The organism is Paenibacillus sp. SER-28, assembly GCF_052906305.1.
On the sequence record NZ_JBRECM010000003.1, the window covers coordinates 339161 to 359350 of the forward strand.

A 20190-nucleotide genomic window follows, 5' to 3' on the forward strand; every position below is an offset into this window, starting at 1 on the left:
ATAGAAATTCCAGTATTTTATAATCATTTACTATTTTTGTCCAGTAATTAACAGTTGTCAATATCTTTTTGCGAATCATGTGGAAAAGCTACGTTTGTCATAAGGGCACCTGTGTAAACAAAAAACACCCTACTGGCATTAAGCCAGCAGAGTAGACTAAAGGTGAAAATAATTGAGGCAACAAGTACGAGATAGATCCTTAATGCGTTCCCCTCTTGAATGACGATATCCCGCAGGTTGGTCTTATACCCCACGAGAAATAATTATCTTTCTCAAGAACCAGCAGCGCCGTCTTTATGCTCTGTGTGCGTCTGCCTGTCTGGTTATTAAGTATTAGCGACTGCTGCCGTAAGAGCTCCCGTATTAATAGTGATTGTCTGTCCGCCAGAAAGGGCGTTTCCAGTAGCCTGTAATGTATAAGTGTGTGCTCCAGTGAGCGGGGCTTCGTCGCAGGTAGTCAAGGCAGTCGTAATAGGACTGTTTGCTGAAACAGGAGTATCGCTTGCAGTTGCGATTACGGTAGCGTCATCACGGATGATACTAAATGTGATCGTCGGATTTGCAGAACTAGGAGTCCATGTCGAGTAAGCGGTAAGCCAAACAGTACTCGTAATAGATGGTACAGTTACAGTTACAGATGCAAGATTCGCTGTCGGGACTTCTGCAGTTAAAGTTGGACCTGAAAATGTAGTACAGTCAAACGCGGTAAAAATACCAGGAGCACCTGTTGCGCCAGTAGCTCCGGCAGGCCCTGTTGCACCTATCGCGCCAGTAGCTCCAGCAGGCCCTGTTGCACCTATCGCGCCAGTAGTTCCAGCAGGCCCTGTTGCGCCTATCGTACCAGTAGCTCCAGCAGGCCCTGTTGCGCCTATCGTACCAGTAGCTCCAGCAGGCCCTGTTGCGCCGGCTGAGCCTGGTGTTCCTGGTATCCCTTGCGGTCCCTGAGCTCCCAATGGTCCGGCAGGTCCCTGTATCCCTTGTAATCCTTTTGGTCCTGGAGGGCCTGGAACTCCCTGTAATCCTTGAAGGCCTTTCGGCCCGGCAGGTCCCGCTGGTCCTGGAGGACCCTGTATTCCTTGAAGACCTTGCGGAGCATTAACCATAACTTCTGGCTTAACCTTAATGACTTTAACTTTCTTAACAAGGTGGCGTCTAACTTTTTTGGCAACGTAGCGTCTGACTTTCTTGGCAAGGTAGCGTCTGACTTTCTTGTCATGTTTGAACCTTTGCTTTCTCAAATGATACGGTTCACATTTCACAACTTTCACCTCCACAAAAGATACCACATTGTATGTTTGGCATTCGCGGAAGATTGGACACCTGCCTGGGGGATAATCGATATGGGGAACATGCCCAATTCAGGAAATTTTGAATGAGCTAAGCAGTACTGGCAGTGCATGGCTTGAATAATTCCGGTGTGAGAACATTAAAAAGAGCCCTGCTGACCACATAAGGGAAGGGGGATCTCATAAGGTCAGGAGAGCTTTTTATTCAAACTAATTTCGGCCAGACTACGAGAAAAATAGAGTCATTGAACTTGATTGGTGGGTATTATATACAATTCTTTTTTACAAAATTAAACCCACAGTGATTTAGTAATGATAACCAACAAGATAAAGAGCACCAAGATTGCTGCAGTAGATGTCCATACACCACCGCCATATGAACCTGTACCTCCACCTTCGTATGCACCCATGCCGTTAACCTCCTTTACTTGTTATACACCTCAATATATGTATAAAAACGTTCTGTGACAGGGCATCCGGGTAAGCAAAACAAAAGCTCATACCAGATAAAATGGTAGAGCCTAAAAAATCTTTATAAAAGAAATAATTTCAAGATGATTATCAACAAAATAAACAATGCCAAGATAGCAGTTATCGACGCCCAAACTTTCCTGACAGCATTTCTGCAACCTCTATCAATTTCCCTCACACGTAGCGCCTCCCCTTGTTTACTCATAGATTATGCGAGGAATTGTTTAGGGGAAGGATTTATAGGTAAACAAAAAAACACCCCACCGGCATTAAGCCAGCAGGGTGCTTCGTATTTCCAGACGTTTGTAAATTTACAAATCGTCAGTAGTAGATGTTTCAGCCGACTTACCATCTACATAAGCCTCGGCTAGAATGTAAGCAATCACTGCACCGAATGCACCGATAACGCCAGTCACTTGAATAACTGTGTCATTGTTCGCACCAAAAGCAGTAAGCAAGCTTGTGATCAGTGCGGCCAGTAACGCCCAGAACTTACGGCTGGACAATTTACGTTTCCAATCTGTCATTATGCGACACCTCCCCTTTTAAATACTCCAGCTCGGTCGAGCATTGTGACCATGCGGTAAAAATCATAGCTGCCATCATTCGCTGTGTCCAGCACTCCTGCAGCCTTAGCATTAATACAGGCTTGTTCGGCCCACGCTGGAACCTTTGTAAGTTTATTTGCAGCTTCCAGCGTGATCACACGTTTCTGTAGCGCCTTAAACGCTGTCTTTTCTTCTGCTGTCATCGGTTCATCATCCTCCGCTTTATTAATTTTTGCTATAGCTGCATTAAGTTGCGCCTGACTTGGTCGTCTGCCTGCCCGGAATTGAGCAGTCGTAATTCCAAAGACCATCTGCAGGTGAGGCATATCTTTAAAGCTGCGCCAATCGCCGCCCCATTCAAGGCCAAGCTTTTTAGCTTCTTCAACGACTTCGCTCCAGTCAGGAAGCGAATCCTTATCATCGTCCTTTAAGGTGTCCCAGGACACCGTACGACCGTCACGCAACAGCAGCGCGAAATCAGCCGCAAAACCAAAATTATGATTGCTATATCCGCCCCTTGCTTTGGTGACCACCTGCCCTGGCTTCGTACGCCCTTGAGCATATAAAGCATCCTGCTCCGCATACGTTCGTAATCCTTGCGTAATTAACACCCAGACTCCACGGGCGTAACAGCGGTCTATCAGTTTTTCAAGAGTCATCTTAAAAACCGGATGAAGCCCGCTCAAGCGCTTATCAGATTTTTTCTTTATCTGCTCCAGTGTCATCATTCTTACTATCTCCTCCCTGGTTACCGCCTTTGCTCTTTAGCACCTCAACAGCCTGCCGAATGATCGACGGGACCGGCGCGCCAAGCCTGCCACCATTCTCAACTATCGACAGCAGTTCATTAGCCATATAAAAATAGGCGACTGCATCCCGGAATAGGTGCGAATCGCCTAAGACACCATCAATGAGATGGGATACAGCAACCATTGCAAAGATAAACACTTTTCGTGCGATACCAATAAGACCAATCTTACTTTTTAAACCAGGTCCGGTACCCTTCTTGCCTTCTGCGCCAGCCGCAAATAATCCGGTCACATAATCAATAATGACCAGTGCAAGTAACACCCCCAATACTCCCGACCACCCACCATAAAGATACGTCACCGCACTACTTCCTAAAGCAGTGCTAAACTTAAAAACCTCCCACTTGTCCACTTGCTTCCCCCGTCTCCGTGGTCAGGGCTCCCTGCCTAACCTGTAAAAGTAAAGCCCCCGACCACTCACCGGGGGCAAAGAAATAGCGCATCCGATTGGATACGCCCTTACGCTTCTTGTTCTGTTGTTTGTTCAACTGCTGGAGCCACTTGCGTAGACTCATTAACGCCTAAGTCAGCTTTAACCAAGTCTCGCAATGCTACTGGTACGTCTTCAATTGTACGACGGCCAGCAAGGATAAGATGTACAAGTGTAGTTGCAAAAGCTTTTTTAATCTGTTCATTCATGCTATCACCTCCCCTCATGAGCTCCCATAATACAAAAAAAAGAATCCATTCACGGATTCTACTTAACATCGCCTTGTGACATGACGATCTGGATAAGGCCAGCTATGGCTTCTTTGTTGTCCAAATCAGCCAGTTTAAGCTCTGCTACCTGATTCGTAAGAGGCTTTTCATGTTTTGATCCGCTATTCGATGGATAGGTAAACTCCATTGTCTTAGTATCAGGATTGACTCTATAGCTGGTCGCCTTTTGAAAATCCTCTGTGTACTTATCAAAATCTAGCTTGAGCACATCCACTTGTCCAGGGTCGTAACCTTTCAATTGCGGATAAAACCCCATATCATCTTCTTTGGTCGTTTCGCGTGCTGATTCTGATTCTATCTGTGAGGTCATAAAGATAACTTCGCCGCTTGTTTTTCTCCAGTAAACCTTTGGCCCAATTTTCATACAAACCATCCTCCCTTTATTCAAATGCATACCACTCATAAGCCCAAATCTTAGATGTCGGAGAGCCACCAGCGTAAGCGTCTATTTTGCTACCCTCGACGGTCGCGTTAAATCCTCCGGCTTGTTGACGCAAAGGAGGAACCCATACACTGTTGCCTCTCCAGCCGTAAATGGTGTCTCCGGTCGCGGTGCTGAGATGGGCGAAAGAATCTATGTGCCGGAAGCCGTCCGATTCAGTTAACCTAACTCTTATAAAAACCATAGAAGGCGTGAAAGAAAGACCTCCAACAGAAACCACCATTGATATGGATTGTCCCCAACTACTAGCCTGAGCACTTTGACCGTTGAACGTACCAGACGCAAAGCGTTTTATAGGTGCATTTGTGATTACTGCTGCTATCTGATCGCTACTCATATCAGAACTGGCGCCTCCAAATTTGCCGTTGATCGCGCCTACGATTTTATTTTTAAGATCAACGGCTTGCGTAAAAGCCTGGTCAGCCCGGTTGTATGCTTCATTGGCTCGGTCATTAGCCGTCTTTACCGCAATCGGCGCGGCTGCCTGATCTGTAGCTGTGCTGCTTACCGATGTATTAATCTGCACAATTCCGCGCGCCTGTGTTGATGCGGAAGGCAGATCCGATGCAAGGTGTGTATGTGCCTTGGGAGCCGCGTACTGTTCTGTATACTTCTTGGCATTGCCCTCTGCTGCATTCCATGTCGCTTGCTTGGCGGCTGTAACGTGCAAGTTGGTATCGGCAGCATGTTTGTCCAGTGCTGCCTTGGATGCAATGTCGTTCCCGGCTGGATCGGTTTTGATGCTCTCCAACTGCGCAGCCAAGGCCTGGTCATTTTCATAAAGCGTAGTTATCGGGATGTTGAGTACATCTGCATGACCCTGATCCGTAGTGACAAACTTTCTAGGCTCTTTAATTGCCATTGTCCATTTCCTCCTTATCAGTAGATGTCGTCGATCTCAAAAATAAACTCCATATCCGCATCCTTGATTTTATTAGTCATGGTACGAACAGCAGTTAGCTTGCCCGCAGAATCCACCAAAGCAAGCTCATTGATCGTTTTCCCGGCCAGTTCGGTTTCAGCAAGCGAACAAATATAACGGATCGTTGCAGGGGCAATAAATTCATAACTGGTAATATCCTTTTGCAGCAGCTCCGCTTTTAAAGCCTGCTCAGTACCATCCAACGGCAGCGGCTTGCCTTCTGTGTCCACTCCACCGCTACCGAATGCCATTTTGACCACCTTCGTTAGCATGCCACCTTCGGCACGAGCGCGGGCCATCTGCTCTCTGGCGTAGGCAGTTGTTACCGTTAATACTTGTTCAGCCATAATTACCTCCTATACAGTTTCTATTTTTTCAGTGGAACTGAGTAATCGGCTACCATCGAGCGCAACACTACCATTCAGCAGCCAATAATTCTGCCGGACCCTTACAATGCCTTCCTGTCGGTTCTGGATCGGATGGCTCACCTTCAGCTCCAACTGGTTCCGATATCGCTGGCGCTCTTCGGTCCATCCAGACAAGGATGCAGCACCGTTCAGTAACTCAACACCATCCAGATACCAAGGACGACCACCAAAGAAGCGAACGCGGGAGCGAAAATGAATACGTGAATGGATCTGGAACGCATGATGAAAGTCAATATGAATCGAGGGCAGAGCTTTGTTTATGTGGACAGGCCGGATGTATTCGAAGTCTTCCATCAGGCTTTTAATATCCACATCCGATTCGACTGAGTAAACAAAACGAATTTGCTTGGCGAGAAAATCCTCTTGTATATCCAACAGTTTGCCGTATTTATTACCCATTAGCCGCAGTGTGGGCAGCGTAAATGGCCGCTTGGCCCAGCGCTTACGACGTATCGCATCACGGCGCTGCTCCAGTGTCCCAATCTGCTCCTGTCGGAAATATATCCACTCCCAAATGGGCAATGCCCAAGTAGCAGTTTTCAAAACGAACTGATTTCCCAGATCGTCAATCGACTTTTCCCGATCGTTTACTTCCAACTCCATAACGTCAAAATGCCGCTCGGCCATGTCGATCTCATACATGTGTGGCGGCAGCATTTCCCGGTATCGCAGAGGTATCATGTCAGGTTCACCTCAATTTGCAATACGGACGTTACTGGAACCTCAACATCTTGAGTCGTCCCATTAAGCGTAAGATTTCCATAATCTCCCACGCCTTTGACCAACAAAGCTGCACCAACGTAATTAAAGACAAGCTTTGTACGACCAAGAGCATAATCAGCTATACGTTGTCTGATTGGTTCGACCAGCTCAGAAAGCGGGAGAATAGTATTTAGCTTTGCTTCTACTTTCAAAGTGAACACCGGAGCAGGATGCACTTCAAGATCGTGGCCACCAATCCGCTTGGTTTCCCACATATCCGCCTTAACCTTAGCGACAAACTCTTCTGTGACTGGTTTACCCTGTAGATCAGTCAGATACAAGTCTATGGATACATCACTACGAGCCTTCTCAACAGCCACAGCACCACCGACACCCTCCAGTTCCTTCGCCCATGTCTCATAGTCCTTACGACGTCCGCTGCCTTCCTCAGTAAACACACGATCAAGTATTCTCAATCGGTATGTGTCGTCGTCCTCCCCCGCTTTTCGGGGCATTCCGTCAGACCATCCGTGACCGTCCAGAAACTCACTATCCGCCCAGACCGGAAATGCCTGAAGAAATGCGTACGTTAATAGTTCCTGCTGCTCGGAATATTCCATAGCTATCGGGTACCACAGATCATAGAAATATTCTCCCGGATCCGTCGGGGGTGGAGGTAGACCGCGTTCCTGTGCCAGTGTAATTGCCCGATTAACCCAGCGACGGTAAATATCCTCTGGCGCCTCTTCTAGAATCGCCATCGGTGGCAGTGCCGGCAAATCCGTTAATTTAACATTCACAGTTCAATCGCCTCCTCCAGCTCCGTTTCTCCGGCCAAGCCTGTTAATTTAATTCGCAAATACATGTTCTGGCCGTCTCGCTCCATAGACTGCACCTCGGATTGAGAAATTTCAGCATGTGAAGTCAGTGCTTCCTCAATATCCCGTTTGATCTCGACATCCTCCCAGTTGGCCCATTCCGAGCGCTCCACACCTATTTCCTCATCGTATACAACATACTGAAAACGTTCTGTATTCAGGATTTTGAGCGCAGTCTGCACCAAGTATTCGGCATACGTGGCTGTCTTTTTTGGACGGCCATCATCGTTAATTGCCATCTGCCGTGTGCGATAGTCGATCACATAGGTCCACTTGGTTTCAGATGCTACGGTCTCGGTCAGCTCTACTTCATCCAGCTCGGAAAGGTCCAAATCAGGAAATAGGCTTTCCTCGTCAGCCATTGCCGCCCACATCCTTCCCGTGGACGTAGTACCGCTGTCCGCTCAGCCTGGAGACAATCAGCCGATCTCCGACCTGCAAAGGGCTAGGAATAACCAGCTTGCCACGTAACGAGCTGCGTGGGGCCTGCTTGTAAGGCTCCCCTGTCTCGTATACCACCCCGTTAGCCAATACGCCTGTGACACTGCCTTTGGGTTCATTGCCCTCCAGATACTCAACAGCTATGAAATCGGCTTTAACTTCCCGATTCAACAAATACTCAGCAAACACCAGCGTGGTCGCTGAATACGGTTCAGGGTCACCGTCAACCTCTATTGACGGGCTACCGGGCCAACTCAGCAGTGTCGCCCTCTCAGTGTCTCGCGCATCGATGTGGTCTTTGGTCTTTTCTCGCAGCTTCCTGAGTGCATCATTCAACAAGGGCTATTCCCTCCTTTCCAGTTCCAAACTTACGGTGTATGTACCGTTTTTGTAGCTGCTGTCCGCAGTGACGACAATCCACTTTGAGGTATGATCCGTTTTAGTGAGCACCAACCAGCCAGAACGCAAACCAGACAGAGTATGGTCTTCATGTCGGACGGTTATCTTCTTGATCTGCTTGGCGGTAGACAGAACTTTCAGCCGCTGCGCGGCGATGGTCTCCGGCTTTTCATCCTCACCAACCTCGATGATCTCTTCCATTCGCCCCATAGACTTAACTGCACCCGCCGCTGTTTTAGTAACGGCCGAAGCAATCTTGTCATCCTTCCACTTTTGGGCGGTGACGACTGTATAGGTTTCCTCGATGCTGTATCCTGCTGTGCTGGAAGTCATCTGCTCGGGAACAAAAATAGGGACCTTGGTATTGGTCCCTTCGCGCATCACCTGCAGATAAAAGCTCTTTTCCGTCCTTACAAGGTCTACATAATAACGGTAGCCGCTACGCTCATATGCCTTTTGCAATACGTCGAGGATAATTTCCGAATGAGCCATCGTTCCATAACGCTCGTCCAAATTAAAGCCGAGAGTAGGACAACGGAAATCAATGCCTGTACTCTTGATGTATCTTTGCAGCTCCGCTCCAGCTTCACCCTTTAAGTATGGTCGGGTCCCCTTGTTTTTGGACAAGTACCAGCCGATCTCCCGCGCTTCAATTTCCCAGGCGTTTGTGAATTCGTCTTGTTCATATTTGATTATCGGCCCGTGAAAAAATTGGTTCTTGTGATGATATAAAGCACCACCGACCTTTTGCGAAAAGCACATCAGCATACCGGCTACCTTGATGTTGGTCGCGTTACGAAGTCGCACCGTAGCACTGCGGGCAATCTCATCCCGCCCGGAAGACCAGGACACTTCCTCGATGCCATCCGTTAGCATCTGCCGGGCGTTTTCCTTCCCATATACAACCGCAAAGCCGTCCATAATGCATCACTTCCCTTTCGCCTTGGAAACCTTGTCCGATATTCGCTTTTTGGAACCTGTATAGTCAAAAGCTCCTCTGGCGTTCGGGTCCTCCTTGGCCTTTTTGCTTTTATCCTTTGCCTTCTTTTTTTTATCATCTTTTTTCTTATCATTTTTCTTGTCCTTTTTGCCCGTAGTATTGGGGCGGCTTTTGGACGATTTGGTAATAACCGTACCTGGCTTGAGAACCTGTTTAGAGTTCGAGTAAGAGACGATTTTAACAGGCTTGTACTCCACAAATGAATAGTTACCGTGAAGATTCCCCTGTCCGTCCTTGTACGTCTGATCCATCCCCTCTAGGAGCATCGTTTGGCTAAACAGATTCTCAAAGTTAAGTACAACCGGTTTACCTTTCCATTGCTCCAGCAGCTTCCACGTTACTTCCGGTGTTTTATACGTGACCGTCTGTTTGCTATCCGTCTCCCAAATTTCTTCCCAATAGCGTGGAAGGATAGCAGAAAAAGAAACCCGTTTCACCTTCGAGACGGGTTTCCCTGTGCGTTCCTGACCAGTTATGACAGTGAAGGCTTCAACTTCATTGCCTCCGGTTATTTGAATCTCTGCCGGGGTGATCGGAAAGGTAAAACGGATCTTGCCTTGCGATAGTGCCAACATGGCTTACCCTCCACTCTCCAATACTTTCATCATTTCTTCACCAAACACTTTACGGATCAACGCACGACCTTGAGGACTGGTGAGCATCTGTGCGAACTCGGCAAAATTACTAATGCCCTTTGCCATTTCTCCGAAATCAATATTGATATTCTCAATGCTTATTGACTTCGGGGCAGCCGAAACGGATGGATTAAGCATCTGTGCCATCGGCATCATACTGGATGCACCGATCAGGCTTGGCCGTCCGACTTGACCGCCGTTTGCATATGGACGTACACCCATAATAATTCCAGCCCGATCCCATAGCTCCCGGCCACGACTGCGACGGTTGGCCGACAATGGAATTATCATTTCAGGGCCAGCTTCCCCAACCAGGCCAACGTGCGGACGATTAACAAAGCCACCTTGAGCATACGGACGTGGCTTGGGTTTCGGTGTAGCACCGCCTCCGCCAGAATTACCGTCTTTCGCATCCTTCATTTTCTGTAAGACTACGGCAACGCTACTGACTACAGAGGAAAGTGTCGGGAACTGGCTACGCATCCCGGCAACGAAACGGGAAATAAGATCGCTACCCCAGCTATTACCTTGACCCGACACGCTTTTTAGAGAGAGCAGATATTGCTTTGCTTTTTCAGCAGCCGCCTTGGCTGCATTGCCGACCTCTTGATAAGCTTGTTTGCTCTTGGCTGCACCCTTGGCTACTTCATCCGAACTGCTCTTTGTAGCCGTTCCCACATCTTTAATGCTCTTCTGGGCCTTGCTACTGTCTCCCATCTTCCAGACAACGCCCCACGCATTTTTAAGCGCATTAAGGCGTTGCTTAACTTCTGGTTGCTCGGCAACGGTTTTCAGTCCCTCTTTAAGACCTTTATCGATTATGCTTTTGCGCACATCGTCGCCAATCTGTTGAAGACGCTTCTGCTTCTGCTCAGTCAGATTGTTGATCGTAATTTTGGCTTCAGGAGGGGGGCCAGGCTTCTCTTCCTTCTTGCCTGTGAACCAGTCTTTAACACCACCCCAAGTGTCTTTTACTGAATCAAAGACTCCGACTGCCTTATCTACTACCCAACGAGTAGCGCCACTCTCATCCGCAAATTTCCCAATCTTTTCACCGACGACGTTTCCGATGTATGCACCGGCCATTGTGCCAAGCGGACCAAGAACAGACCCAAAAGCACCGCCAATAGCACCGCCAGCTACACCGCCAACCATAGCACCGCCCTGAGTAGATACAGCCTCACGCAAGCCCTTATCCTTGGATGCTTGGTAGAGGTCATATGCGCCGGCTGCTACGCTTGCAACCGTACCAACAATGCCACCAACTTTAGCCGCTTTACCTGCCCCTTTCAGGAAGCCTCTTAAGCGGCCACCGCCAGATGGCGGACTCGGTGGTGGCGGTGGATTTGGTGGAGCTGGACGACGAATACGATAAGGATTGTCACGCGATCCCCTTGGGCTTGGGTTCGGGTTAGGTGTTGGTGGAGTAGGACGAGGGCCATTAATGCGTATACGGCGTCTTCCGCCTCCTGCCCCCCTACGCCCTCCACGACGGTTTCGTCTACGGCTGCGATCTCTGTCGCGGTCGCCACCATCACCGCCGCCGTCGCCAGCTCCACCGTCTCCACCACCGGATACAGAGCCATTGATATAAACTTTGGTCGCGTTAACGGTCATCGAAGCAATAGAGCGCAAACCGCCAAGACGGTCATCGGCAGGGTTACGGTTCCCAGCCAATTGTCTTCTAACGCCACGTCCACCCATTCGCTCCCGTATTCGGGCAGCACGTTGGGCTGGAGTTTCTTCAGGCGGTGGAGTTGGAGGTTCAGGAGGTTTCCGTCGAATCCAATTCCAACCGGCTTTGACTCCCCTGCCTGTCGCATTTGCCCCTGCCTTTCCCTTCTCTCCTACCCATTTAGCAGCGGTTGATAAGTCATCATTAAGTTGCTTAACTCCCTTGGCGAAGGACGCAACACCTTTTAAAACTAGCACGGCTGCCAGCCCGATCAGAGCGGTATTTATAGCCCTGAAATGTTCTTTGTAGACACCGATAGCTCCCGTAATTGCACTTGTTATACCAGTACCGAGAGTTTGAATATTATCCTTATTTTCAATCAGCAAAGCATTAAATTCCTTCAATGCTGGGAGCGCAGCGGTTGTGATGTTCATGCCAACATTTTGCATCTCCAGACTAATTTCAGCACGAGTTTGGTTTAACTCAGTCATTGGGTCCGCTGCCTGTTGCTTACGAAGCAAATTATCAGTGGTGCCCTTCATGTTTGGTGCTTTTTCATACGGCACACCGAACGTTTTTAAGATAGAATCAGCATTATCTTCTGCTGCGCCAGAGCCCAAAGTAACAAGCGACTGCTTTAACTGGTCACGTGTTTGGCTTCTTAAATCTGCTACCAGAGCCATAATGGCTCCCTGTGCTTGCTGCTTGTTCCCTGAATTAATATCAGTAGTAAATGATTGGGCTTGGCGTTGTGCCTCATCCTTGCCTGCTCCGCGACTGATAAAGTAATTCGCCATGTCACCGGTATTCAACGCCTTTACCCCAAACGTCTCTTTGAAAAAGTCCGCAGGCTTATCAAAGTTAAATGCGCCTTCTTTAACCGTCTTAGTAAAGTAGTTTGACATCTGCGCTGAGTCGGTTCCGGAACTCGCAAAATACGGACTGTATTCCCAAAACGTATCAAATAAATCCTGTTGTTTGTCGCCTACCTCCTTATAGGCATACATCATACTATCGGCCACTTGACTGTATGATTCTTTAAAGCTATTCGACGCTTGAGATAACGCTCGTTGAACTTCCTCTGGACCCGCATCCGGGCGAATGTACTGGATTTTAGCAGATGCACTTACGAAATCGTTCATCTTGGATTTGTCTTGAACTAAAGGAGCTGCATCAGCAAGTTGTCGGGTTCCTTCTATACGATCTGGAATAATGGCCTTTTTAACTAAGTCATCTACCGTGCTAAGGCTCTGCTGACGAATGTTTTCCGGCATGTAAGCCGCACTTCGCGCCGCCTCACGGCTGTAATCGGACACGCCCCCAAACATAGAGTCACCCACGCCGCTACCAAGCACAATGCCTCCCGCCAACGCTGCCAAAGCTGAAATCTTGTCGGATACTTGGTCAACGACTGGACTTATGGAATCCTCAGCGCGTAATTTCACATTAGCATCACGAATGCTGCGGATATCTGCATCCGCACGATCAGCGGAACGCCGAAGATCATCGGCTCCAGCACGCGCACGACGAAAAATATCATCGAGCTGAATCTGATTCATACGCCGCACTTCGTCGGACGCACCATTAATCCGTCTGCCTAGATCGTCCGCAGACTCCCTCGCCCGGCGGCTACCAGATACAAAATCATCAAACATGCTGCCCGATGCCCGGCGAAAATTCATCAGATCATCGTGAGCGCCCTGAAGCATACGCCGCATATTTCGGACAGCGCCGGTTATCATATCCCGTGCCTCAAATGGCACCGTAACTGACGTAGTTGCTATTGTTCCCACCCCCTTCCTGTTTCGACATGGTTATTTTCTATTTAGACGTGCCATTTCTTCCTCAGCGATCATCGACGCAGCCAGGCAAAAATAATACTGGCGCTGTTCGTCTACTTCATACGGCAAGACCTCAGAAGGCAGCTTTTTCTGGTTCACCCAAAAGTGAGCTATCCAGCTTGCTTCTCCGTCTCGCCGGATGAGTTTTTTGCATCATTGAGAAGAGAATCCTGAGTCTCTTTGAAACTTCGAACAGCCTTGCTGAGTGCAGCATAATCATCCGCATCATCTAAAATGCGCGGTGGCAGTTCAAATTTACTCGTTGCACCGTATGCTTTTAACAGGTCTTTGTTATTCCAATCAAATTCGTGTTCAGTAGCTTTGACGATCATCACGTCAACTTCCGTGTAAAAGGGAGATGTTGGTTTTCCGTCTTCGTCGTAAGCAAGTTCATAAACCCGACGAGTTTCCAATGTAGTCAAACGTTTTATAGACCAATCCTCACCATCAGCCGGTACTGAGATAAAGTCGTCTTTACGGTCTTCTTTCGCTTTGGAAAGGTACTTCTGCAATCTATCGTTTTTGTAGTTTTGTTGGTTGCTCATTGTTATTTCCTCCATATTGGTTGTATTTAAAAAAAACAAAAAAGAGAGCGAATAAATCGCCCTCTCACTCCCACATATAATCCGGGAACTTTTCGACAAAATCGAAGTCCGTCGCTGTACCCTCTAAAGTAATATCGATGCCGTTGTTATCATCAATTTTAGCAATCAGGATGTCCATTTCTCCGTGGATGTGGACACCAGTAATCAACACTTTCTCCGTGTTGCCAGTGATCCGGTCTTCAAGACCGCCTGTAATGCGTGCCAAAAACATGGTCCTACCCGCTTTAAAATCCTCCAGCAGTCGGTAACGCAGCCGTGATTCTAATTTTGACATGACGATTTTGACCGGGATTTCATAACCCGTCAGTTGCTTTGTTTTCGTCATACGGCGTGCTCTGACGATATCCAGCGTTTCTGTGGTGAGCTTGACTTCAACCTCTTTGACAGTATGAATGTCCTCGCCGTTGTCGTCTTGAAGCGAGAGATTTCGACCAATAAGTTCGCGTTCCATCTATTATTCCACCTCCCAGTCAGTATAGAAAATTTCGATAGCATCAAGCGGTTTGGCGCCGAGCTTGAAATAGGCATAATCGTTTTCGCTTGTCTTATCTGGATTTTCCGAGAAACTAAATTTGTCTGCAATGGCCTTCTGCTGAGCACGAATTTTGAGATATTCCAACACAGCAGCAATAAACATGCCACGTCCTTCTTTGTCATTATCCAGCTTGGCCTTCCACTTCTTACCCGCTTCGTAGATATCGTTCATTACTTGGTCAATCGTAGCGGATACGCGAATCTTTCCAAAGTCCTCACGCTCATTTGGTCCGATCGTGGTCAGAGTGTTAATAGCAGATTCGATAATGTATTTGTAACCATCTCGTGTAGCCATCAGCGTTCCCTCTGCCAGTCCTTTTAGTGCCTCAGTATGGCTCCAGTCCACTTTTGCCAATGTCATAGGCACTTCAACACCCGTAAATGACTTATTGGCAGGCGTACCAGCTACCAGCCCAGCCACCCATGCAGCCCATTCGACGGATGTGTAGGTCTTGCCGTTGGTGTGTTCACCAGCCAACGAGCAGTTAATTACATAACGGGCATTCATGGCCCGTGAACGTGCGTTGTGCGCCTCAATGTCGCCGTCCGTAGCTGCCGGGCCAGCGACGACCAACGTCGCCAGCTTATGACCCTTATCGCGACGATCTAGCAGCCATTGTTTGGCGGCAGCTTGTACAGCCGGATCAACAGCGGAGAGGTAAATAGTATCAAACGTCAGACCATAAACCCGATTAAAGACACGATTCCAGTCGGTGGCTGCCAATGTGGCCGTGCCAGTTGTACCGCCATCCAGCTTGGTGTAAGCCGTATCTGTAAGAGCAGTCGCGCCGGTATCTTTAAACCGAACCATAGCGGACTTTTTAAGAGCTTCCACAGCAGCGGCTTTGTCAGCTACAAGATACGTTTCGGTATCATATACGCCCTTGGTGTCGCGTACTACGATCTCCTTCTTGGTGTCATCGATGAGAGCCGGACGCACCATGTATTCGAAATCATTACCTCGTGTCCCTGGATATCGTGCTTCAACAGTGTAGCTGTCAGCAACAGCGACAGATGCAGCCTTTTCTTCCCCATTTGTAACCCGGTAGCCGATAACAGTCGCCCCGCTTTCGGCAGCAAGCTCCAGTACATCAACAAGCTTGCCGGACTCCTTCAGACGCTCTGAATCATCAGCCATATCAACAGCTTGATTCGGTGCGCCCCATTCGGCCTGATACGGTATTAGTACACGACCAGTTGTGGGAACAACACGAGACCGCGCCTTTACCAACAGCGCAATATAAGCGCTGGGTCTAACCCGCTGAATTGTCATTTGGCGTTTCCTCCTTTGTTTTTTTCACTTGTGGTTTAACAGGCACAGCAGCAGGATCTTCCTTGACCGGATGCAAATACGCATCCAGTCTTTGCTCCACTTCCGCCCGCGAAAGCAAGGCGTCAGTAGCGCAATCAAAAAGAGCGCCCGCAATCTCGTAAGGCTCTGCCTTCAAGACCGCTGCGCTCTCAATCCATTCCTGCTTATTCCGTTTGTTTAAATCCTCAGTCATGCGTCAAATTCCTCCCCGTTGTGACTGATATAAAAATTGTTAATCTTCTGAATTGGGCTGCCATCGTCATTGACCAGTGACTTCGGTACACTGAGCAAATACGAGTACCTAAAGGTAACCTCTACTTGATCGGCCTTTTTCCTAGTTCGTGGCGGTTCGATGACCAGCACAACCCCAAAACGCTTGGATGCTACGTTAAACCGTTGCTGCCGCAAGTAGAGGAACAACGGGTCAAGATCAAGCGGTATAGGCTCCCCCTCGTCCTCTTCAGTAACTCGTTCCTTGTCATAGTGGAATACCAGCCCCACATCCTCAATTATCCTGTCAGCCCCCGGCGTGTGAACCTTGTCCGAAACAATGTCCGTCTCGATGAACACGGCTGGCAATTTAAAGTCACCAGCCAGCCATTTAGACCGATCTCGCAGGATAGACAGATCAGGATACACCCGCCGTACGATCTCAGCCCAGGCTTTTACTCCCACATCTATCATCAGCGCAACATCCTTTCGAGTTCGACTTCCAGGCGGCGCATAATGAGTTGGTTCATTCCGCCCTCAAGGTGCTCCACGGCAATATCAAAGTAGTGGCGACCTATGAAGCTGCGCGGCTTTGCCATGAACCCAGTTTTGGCAGACGGATCATACACGAATGAGCCTCCGCCGTTCCAATAGCCTGGAACAAAGTGAGTCTTTTCAATCGTGTAACCATCATTCACAAGTTGGGCATAGGGAAGATTGGAGCCAAGCTCCAACGTGATCGCGTTGCGGTCTACATCCCATTCCCATACGTTGTTATCGTCGCCACGGGAAAAGGACTGCCACATGGCCCCGGTGTCGATCAGATCCTGTCGGTCGATTTCATCAATAATCAGATTGAGCAGCGTTTCCCCGGCTGCCTCTGCGATGTTACGTAAAATGCGTTCCATCCCCTCATCTGCAATGCGCCTAAAACGTCGGGCCAGTCCATCAAAATCATGCACGGTCATTTCCCTTCACCTCACATGTTACAAGCAGTTCGCGCCAATAACGGCGCGGAATGGAGTCAATGACCAGGTATCGGCGGCCCAACAGCACCACTTCGTCGCTTAACCGGATGTCGGCTTTCTTCGGCACTCCTATAGTCTTCTTGACGATGTACATAACCGGTTTAGCGTCTGCCTTAGCTTCCGTCTGCGTCTTCACCACAAAGCATTTCAAGTCAGCTACCTTACCCGATTTCCGATCATCGAACAGGTCGTCATCATCCCTTTTGCTCTCTGTCCGATACACAGACAGTGGCGTGTGAAAACGATGGTTCATAGCACGTATGCGGTGATGTTACCATCATCCGGTCCAGTCTGCTGCTTCTTGACCCACAAAAACAAGATAGCGTCCACATCGGGATTACCCGTTGTCTTGCCTTCTACAGCCTGCCGGGTGTACGTCCAAGCTCCATCACTCTCGGACGCGTAATTACGCGCCACAGATGCAAGATATTCCTCACTGTCTTGTAGGGCTAGTCCCTCAGCCAACTTGACCCAGGCAAGCATAATCTGCTTGTCTACTGGATCAGGGAAGGGAACGGGCAAGTACAGCTCAATGCGCACTTGTGCGTCGTCAATGTATTGCTGTAGCAGCTCTGCCGATGCCTCTTGGATCGGGGTTACGCGGCTACGCTGTTGGAGTATTGTTGGCGTCAGCATTTTTACCGTCAGCCCCTTCAGGTTTCGCCGGATCACCTGCAGGTGGCGTATTGTCGGTAGGTTTACCTCCACCGCGTAGCGCAGTGATCAGATCCTGTGTATTCATGTTGCTAAATCCCTTAATCCCGGCAGCCTTAGCCTTATCTTTAAGCTGGATCAACGTAAGGTCTTCCAGCGGAATAACCTTTTCTTCCTTGATATCAAAATCCGAGCGTTCACGAAAATTTTTAATGACAGTTTCATTATCAACCAGTACCGGCACCTTTGGTACAAAGCGGATACCATAAAGCATCAAAGAAGTGTTTTCTCCTCGATATGTGATATAGGCCATTAAAATTCCACCCCTTCGACGTATGCAACTGCCCCCGGTTCCTCAAAGATAGAGTCATAATCCGAATGGATAGCGTAGAAACGCTTGTCTGCATAGATGGCCTCTCTGCCCTCGGTAGTTTTACGAATCTGCATGTCATAGGTGTTAACCAACGCAAAGTTATCGTGATAAGTGAACAACACGGCACCCTCTGGCATATGTGCGACTTCGACCACATCGTAAGCATTAATCTTCTTCACACCGCCAGTAATTTGCAACTGAATAGATGCGCTGGTGTCTTTCTCAGCCAATGCCTGAATACGCTCACTAAATGTGTTTGGGTGCATGAAATATTTGAACGTGCCACCTGTACGCAAGCGAGTAGGGATTGCACGCTCGATCTCGAAGAAGACGCCTTTTTTCTTCACATCAGGAAGCGTGGTCCAGTCAATGAAGTTGCCCTTGGTCTTCGCCAGCTTGAGCCATCCGTCATTAATACTCAAAAAGGCATAATCCGGGTCGGTGCTTGGTGTCGCAATATCGCCATTAAAGCCAATATCTTGCATGTTTTCACCGTAATTTTTGGTCATGGCAGCCATGATGATTTCCTCGGCATTCTGACCACGTACACGTTCAGTCTGACGGATAAATTCCTCCGTGATTTCAAACGGCAAGACCACAGGAGCTACAGCGTATGGCACTTGAGGAAAAGTAGGTGCAGCCGTATTGGTAGCCTCCTTATTTTCCACTTTACTGCGCAGGTTACGGCCAGTCACACCGATTTTGTCAAGTGTACCTTTAGAACTGATCTTGTTAACCGTTCGAATCCCCTTTAGAAACTCCGTAGATTCATAAGCCATTTCGGTAAACTTGTCCACCTGCTCATAGTTCAGGGCTGTTTGGTCCGACGTAGTCGTGATGGTAGACTTAATAATTTGTCCGTTTGTTCTCATGTTTATCTCCCCTTTCGATTACAGAAGGCCGCCGAAGCTTACGCCGCCAGATTTTTGAATTTCGTCTTCTCCAGAGCCACCTTGAGCGGAACCACCACGGCTGTTCTTTACAACTTGTACATCAGTAGCCAACGCTTGAACTTGCTCGGTCAACGGCGCCAGTGCCTTAGTAATCGCATCAGTCAGCGCGTTTGCTTGAGGTTCAGCAGGTGGTTGTGTTCCCGCTGGCTGTTCAGGCTCTGCCCCTTCTTGTTTCTTCAATTCAGTAACTTGCGTCGACAGGGTTTCTACCTGCTTGGCGATTGGAGCCACGGCAGCCTGTACAGCCTTTGCAATATCTTCAGCGTTCAAATCTTCTTCCTCCTCGTTCCCCTCATCTTCTTCAGGGGCGGTTTTTGTTTTTAATTCGGTCAATGCAGCAATGGCATCGTCAATGTGTTTCATGTTGCCGTCCGAAATCTTTTTCCCTGCTTTAGCAATCTGTTCAGGTGGGCTTCCGATTGCCTTTACAATATCCTCCTGAACGAGCACCTCCTGAGCGATGTCCACAAAGTCCTGAAGGGCTTCACGGATTAATTCAGGGTCGCTCTCCATGCCGCTCTCCCAACTATCCCAACGAAAAAGAACCGCGTTCAAGGCATCCTGAGCAGCCCAAAATTCGCGGTTCTTACGGTTCTTATTGTATTTGTCAGCGACTGCGCCTTTCTCAATCAATCCCATTGCACCGAGCGCTTTAACGATTTTACTCAAGAGTCCTTTAGATACCTCCCCGTCTTCCTCGATCTCTTCCCGCTTACCGACACCCCACATCGAGAAGCCGGTAATCTCGCCTTTCTGAATATCATCCCAAGTGTCGTCATCCGTTACCTTTACCCCGGCCACCCAGGAGCCTTTAATAATAGTTTGTTCACCGATCTCCATGTCACAAGGAGCAATATAGGATTCGACTACATAGCCTTTGTCCGTGTCTAAATCATGTTGCTTGTCGATGTTGTAAGTATGCTGTTTCTCCATGAAGAGATGTGCAGCTTTCTCAATTTCCTCCGCATCCATCTGATCCCCATGAGCGTCAGCCACGTCCGGCTGGTATACCACGCCGATTACAACCCTTTTGGCATCGTCAACTTTCGCAATCTGTACTTGCTTCTGGATGGCATTTTTCCCGGCAGATTTAATAATTGCAAACGGTATACCGTTTGCGCCCTTATCCACCAACGAAATATGCGTAATTTTTGCATTCGACAGCTTGAATCCCATTTTTCAATTCACCTCCTTTCCCAAACTGGATAATGTAGTATAATAAATTAAATACGTATTGAGGCCAGCAGCGCTGGGGTTCAGCGGGGTTGCTCTTCCAGTTGTAGTAGGTTTATTCGCCTTCTCAGTCTTTGCGCATTTTGTTGCA

28 protein-coding genes are annotated in these 20190 nt (G+C 48.5%); all 28 read right to left on the reverse strand.

Features of this window, described 5'->3' with window-relative positions; translation table 11 throughout:
* Positions 1-326 precede the first annotated feature (326 nt).
* The gene (locus ACUYLD_RS11675) at positions 327-1259 is read right to left on the reverse strand and encodes a hypothetical protein (protein WP_446675078.1); all 933 of its coding nucleotides are present in this window, start codon (positions 1257-1259) and stop codon (positions 327-329) included.
* A 317-nt stretch (positions 1260-1576) separates the two neighbouring features.
* The gene (locus tag ACUYLD_RS11680) at positions 1577-1696 is read right to left on the reverse strand and encodes a sporulation protein YjcZ (RefSeq protein ID WP_149035749.1); all 120 of its coding nucleotides are present in this window, start codon (positions 1694-1696) and stop codon (positions 1577-1579) included.
* Between the two features lie 372 nt (positions 1697-2068).
* A complete protein-coding gene (locus tag ACUYLD_RS11685) occupies positions 2069-2284 on the reverse strand; it encodes a hypothetical protein (protein WP_341038580.1) in 216 nt (71 codons plus the stop codon).
* Entirely contained in the window at positions 2284-3033 is a 750-nt protein-coding gene (locus tag ACUYLD_RS11690) for a M15 family metallopeptidase (protein ID WP_446675079.1), read from the reverse strand. The genes ACUYLD_RS11685 and ACUYLD_RS11690 overlap by 1 nt, the downstream gene beginning before the upstream one ends.
* Positions 2999-3466: a phage holin family protein gene (locus tag ACUYLD_RS11695; protein ID WP_418027038.1), complete on the reverse strand. Its 468-nt coding sequence runs from the start codon at positions 3464-3466 to the stop codon at positions 2999-3001. Before ACUYLD_RS11695 ends, ACUYLD_RS11690 begins: the two co-directional genes overlap by 35 nt.
* Complete coding sequence (locus ACUYLD_RS11700; RefSeq protein WP_446675193.1) at positions 3444-3602, reverse strand: hypothetical protein; 159 nt, start codon at positions 3600-3602, stop codon at positions 3444-3446. The genes ACUYLD_RS11695 and ACUYLD_RS11700 overlap by 23 nt, the downstream gene beginning before the upstream one ends.
* Complete coding sequence (locus tag ACUYLD_RS11705; RefSeq protein ID WP_418027037.1) at positions 3574-3753, reverse strand: CD1375 family protein; 180 nt, start codon at positions 3751-3753, stop codon at positions 3574-3576. The genes ACUYLD_RS11700 and ACUYLD_RS11705 overlap by 29 nt, the downstream gene beginning before the upstream one ends.
* 58 nt (positions 3754-3811) lie before the next feature.
* Positions 3812-4198: a hypothetical protein gene (locus tag ACUYLD_RS11710; protein WP_446675080.1), complete on the reverse strand. Its 387-nt coding sequence runs from the start codon at positions 4196-4198 to the stop codon at positions 3812-3814.
* A 16-nt stretch (positions 4199-4214) separates the two neighbouring features.
* Positions 4215-5138 carry a phage tail protein gene (locus ACUYLD_RS11715; RefSeq protein WP_446675081.1) on the reverse strand — a complete coding sequence of 308 codons (924 nt, stop codon included), beginning with the start codon at positions 5136-5138 and terminating at the stop codon, positions 4215-4217.
* A 17-nt stretch (positions 5139-5155) separates the two neighbouring features.
* Positions 5156-5545: a phage tail-collar fiber domain-containing protein gene (locus tag ACUYLD_RS11720; protein ID WP_446675082.1), complete on the reverse strand. Its 390-nt coding sequence runs from the start codon at positions 5543-5545 to the stop codon at positions 5156-5158.
* Positions 5546-5554: 9 nt separating this feature from the next.
* Positions 5555-6307: a putative phage tail protein gene (locus tag ACUYLD_RS11725; protein ID WP_446675083.1), complete on the reverse strand. Its 753-nt coding sequence runs from the start codon at positions 6305-6307 to the stop codon at positions 5555-5557.
* Positions 6304-7128 (reverse strand): baseplate J/gp47 family protein, encoded by an 825-nt coding sequence (locus tag ACUYLD_RS11730; RefSeq protein ID WP_446675084.1) that lies wholly within the window; start codon positions 7126-7128, stop codon positions 6304-6306. The genes ACUYLD_RS11725 and ACUYLD_RS11730 overlap by 4 nt, the downstream gene beginning before the upstream one ends.
* Positions 7125-7568: a DUF2634 domain-containing protein gene (locus ACUYLD_RS11735; protein ID WP_446675085.1), complete on the reverse strand. Its 444-nt coding sequence runs from the start codon at positions 7566-7568 to the stop codon at positions 7125-7127. Before ACUYLD_RS11735 ends, ACUYLD_RS11730 begins: the two co-directional genes overlap by 4 nt.
* Positions 7561-7986, reverse strand: a complete 426-nt coding sequence (locus tag ACUYLD_RS11740) for a hypothetical protein (protein ID WP_446675086.1) — start codon at positions 7984-7986, stop codon at positions 7561-7563. The genes ACUYLD_RS11735 and ACUYLD_RS11740 overlap by 8 nt, the downstream gene beginning before the upstream one ends.
* A gap of 3 nt (positions 7987-7989) precedes the next feature.
* Entirely contained in the window at positions 7990-8967 is a 978-nt protein-coding gene (locus ACUYLD_RS11745) for an XkdQ/YqbQ family protein (RefSeq protein ID WP_446675087.1), read from the reverse strand.
* Between the two features lie 6 nt (positions 8968-8973).
* On the reverse strand, positions 8974-9621 hold the full coding sequence (locus tag ACUYLD_RS11750) for a hypothetical protein (protein WP_446675088.1): 648 nt from the start codon (positions 9619-9621) through the stop codon (positions 8974-8976).
* 3 nt (positions 9622-9624) lie between these two features.
* Positions 9625-13149 carry a tail tape measure protein gene (locus ACUYLD_RS11755; protein WP_446675089.1) on the reverse strand — a complete coding sequence of 1175 codons (3525 nt, stop codon included), beginning with the start codon at positions 13147-13149 and terminating at the stop codon, positions 9625-9627.
* A gap of 158 nt (positions 13150-13307) precedes the next feature.
* Positions 13308-13742: a hypothetical protein gene (locus tag ACUYLD_RS11760; RefSeq protein WP_446675090.1), complete on the reverse strand. Its 435-nt coding sequence runs from the start codon at positions 13740-13742 to the stop codon at positions 13308-13310.
* A 64-nt stretch (positions 13743-13806) separates the two neighbouring features.
* Positions 13807-14253: a phage tail tube protein gene (locus ACUYLD_RS11765; RefSeq protein ID WP_064796729.1), complete on the reverse strand. Its 447-nt coding sequence runs from the start codon at positions 14251-14253 to the stop codon at positions 13807-13809.
* Between the two features lie 3 nt (positions 14254-14256).
* Positions 14257-15609, reverse strand: a complete 1353-nt coding sequence (locus ACUYLD_RS11770; protein WP_446675091.1) for a phage tail sheath subtilisin-like domain-containing protein — start codon at positions 15607-15609, stop codon at positions 14257-14259.
* Positions 15590-15841, reverse strand: a complete 252-nt coding sequence (locus ACUYLD_RS11775) for a hypothetical protein (RefSeq protein WP_446675092.1) — start codon at positions 15839-15841, stop codon at positions 15590-15592. Before ACUYLD_RS11775 ends, ACUYLD_RS11770 begins: the two co-directional genes overlap by 20 nt.
* The gene (locus tag ACUYLD_RS11780; RefSeq protein ID WP_418027022.1) at positions 15838-16332 is read right to left on the reverse strand and encodes a hypothetical protein; all 495 of its coding nucleotides are present in this window, start codon (positions 16330-16332) and stop codon (positions 15838-15840) included. The genes ACUYLD_RS11775 and ACUYLD_RS11780 overlap by 4 nt, the downstream gene beginning before the upstream one ends.
* Positions 16332-16826 (reverse strand): HK97 gp10 family phage protein, encoded by a 495-nt coding sequence (locus tag ACUYLD_RS11785; protein ID WP_446675093.1) that lies wholly within the window; start codon positions 16824-16826, stop codon positions 16332-16334. Before ACUYLD_RS11785 ends, ACUYLD_RS11780 begins: the two co-directional genes overlap by 1 nt.
* Positions 16813-17139 (reverse strand): hypothetical protein, encoded by a 327-nt coding sequence (locus tag ACUYLD_RS11790; RefSeq protein ID WP_446675094.1) that lies wholly within the window; start codon positions 17137-17139, stop codon positions 16813-16815. The genes ACUYLD_RS11785 and ACUYLD_RS11790 overlap by 14 nt, the downstream gene beginning before the upstream one ends.
* Positions 17136-17522, reverse strand: coding sequence for a DUF3199 family protein (locus ACUYLD_RS11795; protein WP_446675095.1), 387 nt, complete (start codon positions 17520-17522; stop codon positions 17136-17138). Before ACUYLD_RS11795 ends, ACUYLD_RS11790 begins: the two co-directional genes overlap by 4 nt.
* Positions 17491-17814, reverse strand: coding sequence for a Rho termination factor N-terminal domain-containing protein (locus ACUYLD_RS11800; protein ID WP_446675189.1), 324 nt, complete (start codon positions 17812-17814; stop codon positions 17491-17493). Before ACUYLD_RS11800 ends, ACUYLD_RS11795 begins: the two co-directional genes overlap by 32 nt.
* A gap of 38 nt (positions 17815-17852) precedes the next feature.
* Positions 17853-18785, reverse strand: a complete 933-nt coding sequence (locus ACUYLD_RS11805) for a major capsid protein (RefSeq protein WP_446675096.1) — start codon at positions 18783-18785, stop codon at positions 17853-17855.
* 18 nt (positions 18786-18803) lie between these two features.
* A complete protein-coding gene (locus ACUYLD_RS11810; RefSeq protein ID WP_446675097.1) occupies positions 18804-20042 on the reverse strand; it encodes an XkdF-like putative serine protease domain-containing protein in 1239 nt (412 codons plus the stop codon).
* Positions 20043-20190 lie beyond the last annotated feature (148 nt).

Bases quoted from the DNA above. Each gene is read 5' to 3' on its own strand.
- ACUYLD_RS11710 (WP_446675080.1), bottom strand. From the start codon at position 4,198: ATGAAAATTGGGCCAAAGGTTTACTGGAGAAAAACAAGCGGCGAAGTT.
- ACUYLD_RS11685 (WP_341038580.1), bottom strand. From the start codon at position 2,284: ATGACAGATTGGAAACGTAAATTGTCCAGCCGTAAGTTCTGGGCGTTA.
- ACUYLD_RS11705 (WP_418027037.1), bottom strand. From the start codon at position 3,753: ATGAATGAACAGATTAAAAAAGCTTTTGCAACTACACTTGTACATCTT.
- ACUYLD_RS11795 (WP_446675095.1), bottom strand. From the start codon at position 17,522: ATGCTGACGCCAACAATACTCCAACAGCGTAGCCGCGTAACCCCGATC.
- ACUYLD_RS11680 (WP_149035749.1), bottom strand. From the start codon at position 1,696: ATGGGTGCATACGAAGGTGGAGGTACAGGTTCATATGGCGGTGGTGTA.
- ACUYLD_RS11760 (WP_446675090.1), bottom strand. From the start codon at position 13,742: ATGAGCAACCAACAAAACTACAAAAACGATAGATTGCAGAAGTACCTT.
- ACUYLD_RS11800 (WP_446675189.1), bottom strand. From the start codon at position 17,814: ATGCTTTATGGTATCCGCTTTGTACCAAAGGTGCCGGTACTGGTTGAT.
- ACUYLD_RS11790 (WP_446675094.1), bottom strand. From the start codon at position 17,139: ATGAACCATCGTTTTCACACGCCACTGTCTGTGTATCGGACAGAGAGC.
- ACUYLD_RS11725 (WP_446675083.1), bottom strand. From the start codon at position 6,307: ATGATACCTCTGCGATACCGGGAAATGCTGCCGCCACACATGTATGAG.
- ACUYLD_RS11780 (WP_418027022.1), bottom strand. From the start codon at position 16,332: ATGATAGATGTGGGAGTAAAAGCCTGGGCTGAGATCGTACGGCGGGTG.
- ACUYLD_RS11810 (WP_446675097.1), bottom strand. From the start codon at position 20,042: ATGGGATTCAAGCTGTCGAATGCAAAAATTACGCATATTTCGTTGGTG.
- ACUYLD_RS11765 (WP_064796729.1), bottom strand. From the start codon at position 14,253: ATGGAACGCGAACTTATTGGTCGAAATCTCTCGCTTCAAGACGACAAC.
- ACUYLD_RS11785 (WP_446675093.1), bottom strand. From the start codon at position 16,826: ATGACCGTGCATGATTTTGATGGACTGGCCCGACGTTTTAGGCGCATT.
- ACUYLD_RS11735 (WP_446675085.1), bottom strand. From the start codon at position 7,568: ATGGCTGACGAGGAAAGCCTATTTCCTGATTTGGACCTTTCCGAGCTG.
- ACUYLD_RS11690 (WP_446675079.1), bottom strand. From the start codon at position 3,033: ATGATGACACTGGAGCAGATAAAGAAAAAATCTGATAAGCGCTTGAGC.
- ACUYLD_RS11770 (WP_446675091.1), bottom strand. From the start codon at position 15,609: ATGACAATTCAGCGGGTTAGACCCAGCGCTTATATTGCGCTGTTGGTA.
- ACUYLD_RS11745 (WP_446675087.1), bottom strand. From the start codon at position 8,967: ATGGACGGCTTTGCGGTTGTATATGGGAAGGAAAACGCCCGGCAGATG.
- ACUYLD_RS11750 (WP_446675088.1), bottom strand. From the start codon at position 9,621: ATGTTGGCACTATCGCAAGGCAAGATCCGTTTTACCTTTCCGATCACC.
- ACUYLD_RS11715 (WP_446675081.1), bottom strand. From the start codon at position 5,138: ATGGCAATTAAAGAGCCTAGAAAGTTTGTCACTACGGATCAGGGTCAT.
- ACUYLD_RS11805 (WP_446675096.1), bottom strand. From the start codon at position 18,785: ATGAGAACAAACGGACAAATTATTAAGTCTACCATCACGACTACGTCG.
- ACUYLD_RS11720 (WP_446675082.1), bottom strand. From the start codon at position 5,545: ATGGCTGAACAAGTATTAACGGTAACAACTGCCTACGCCAGAGAGCAG.
- ACUYLD_RS11775 (WP_446675092.1), bottom strand. From the start codon at position 15,841: ATGACTGAGGATTTAAACAAACGGAATAAGCAGGAATGGATTGAGAGC.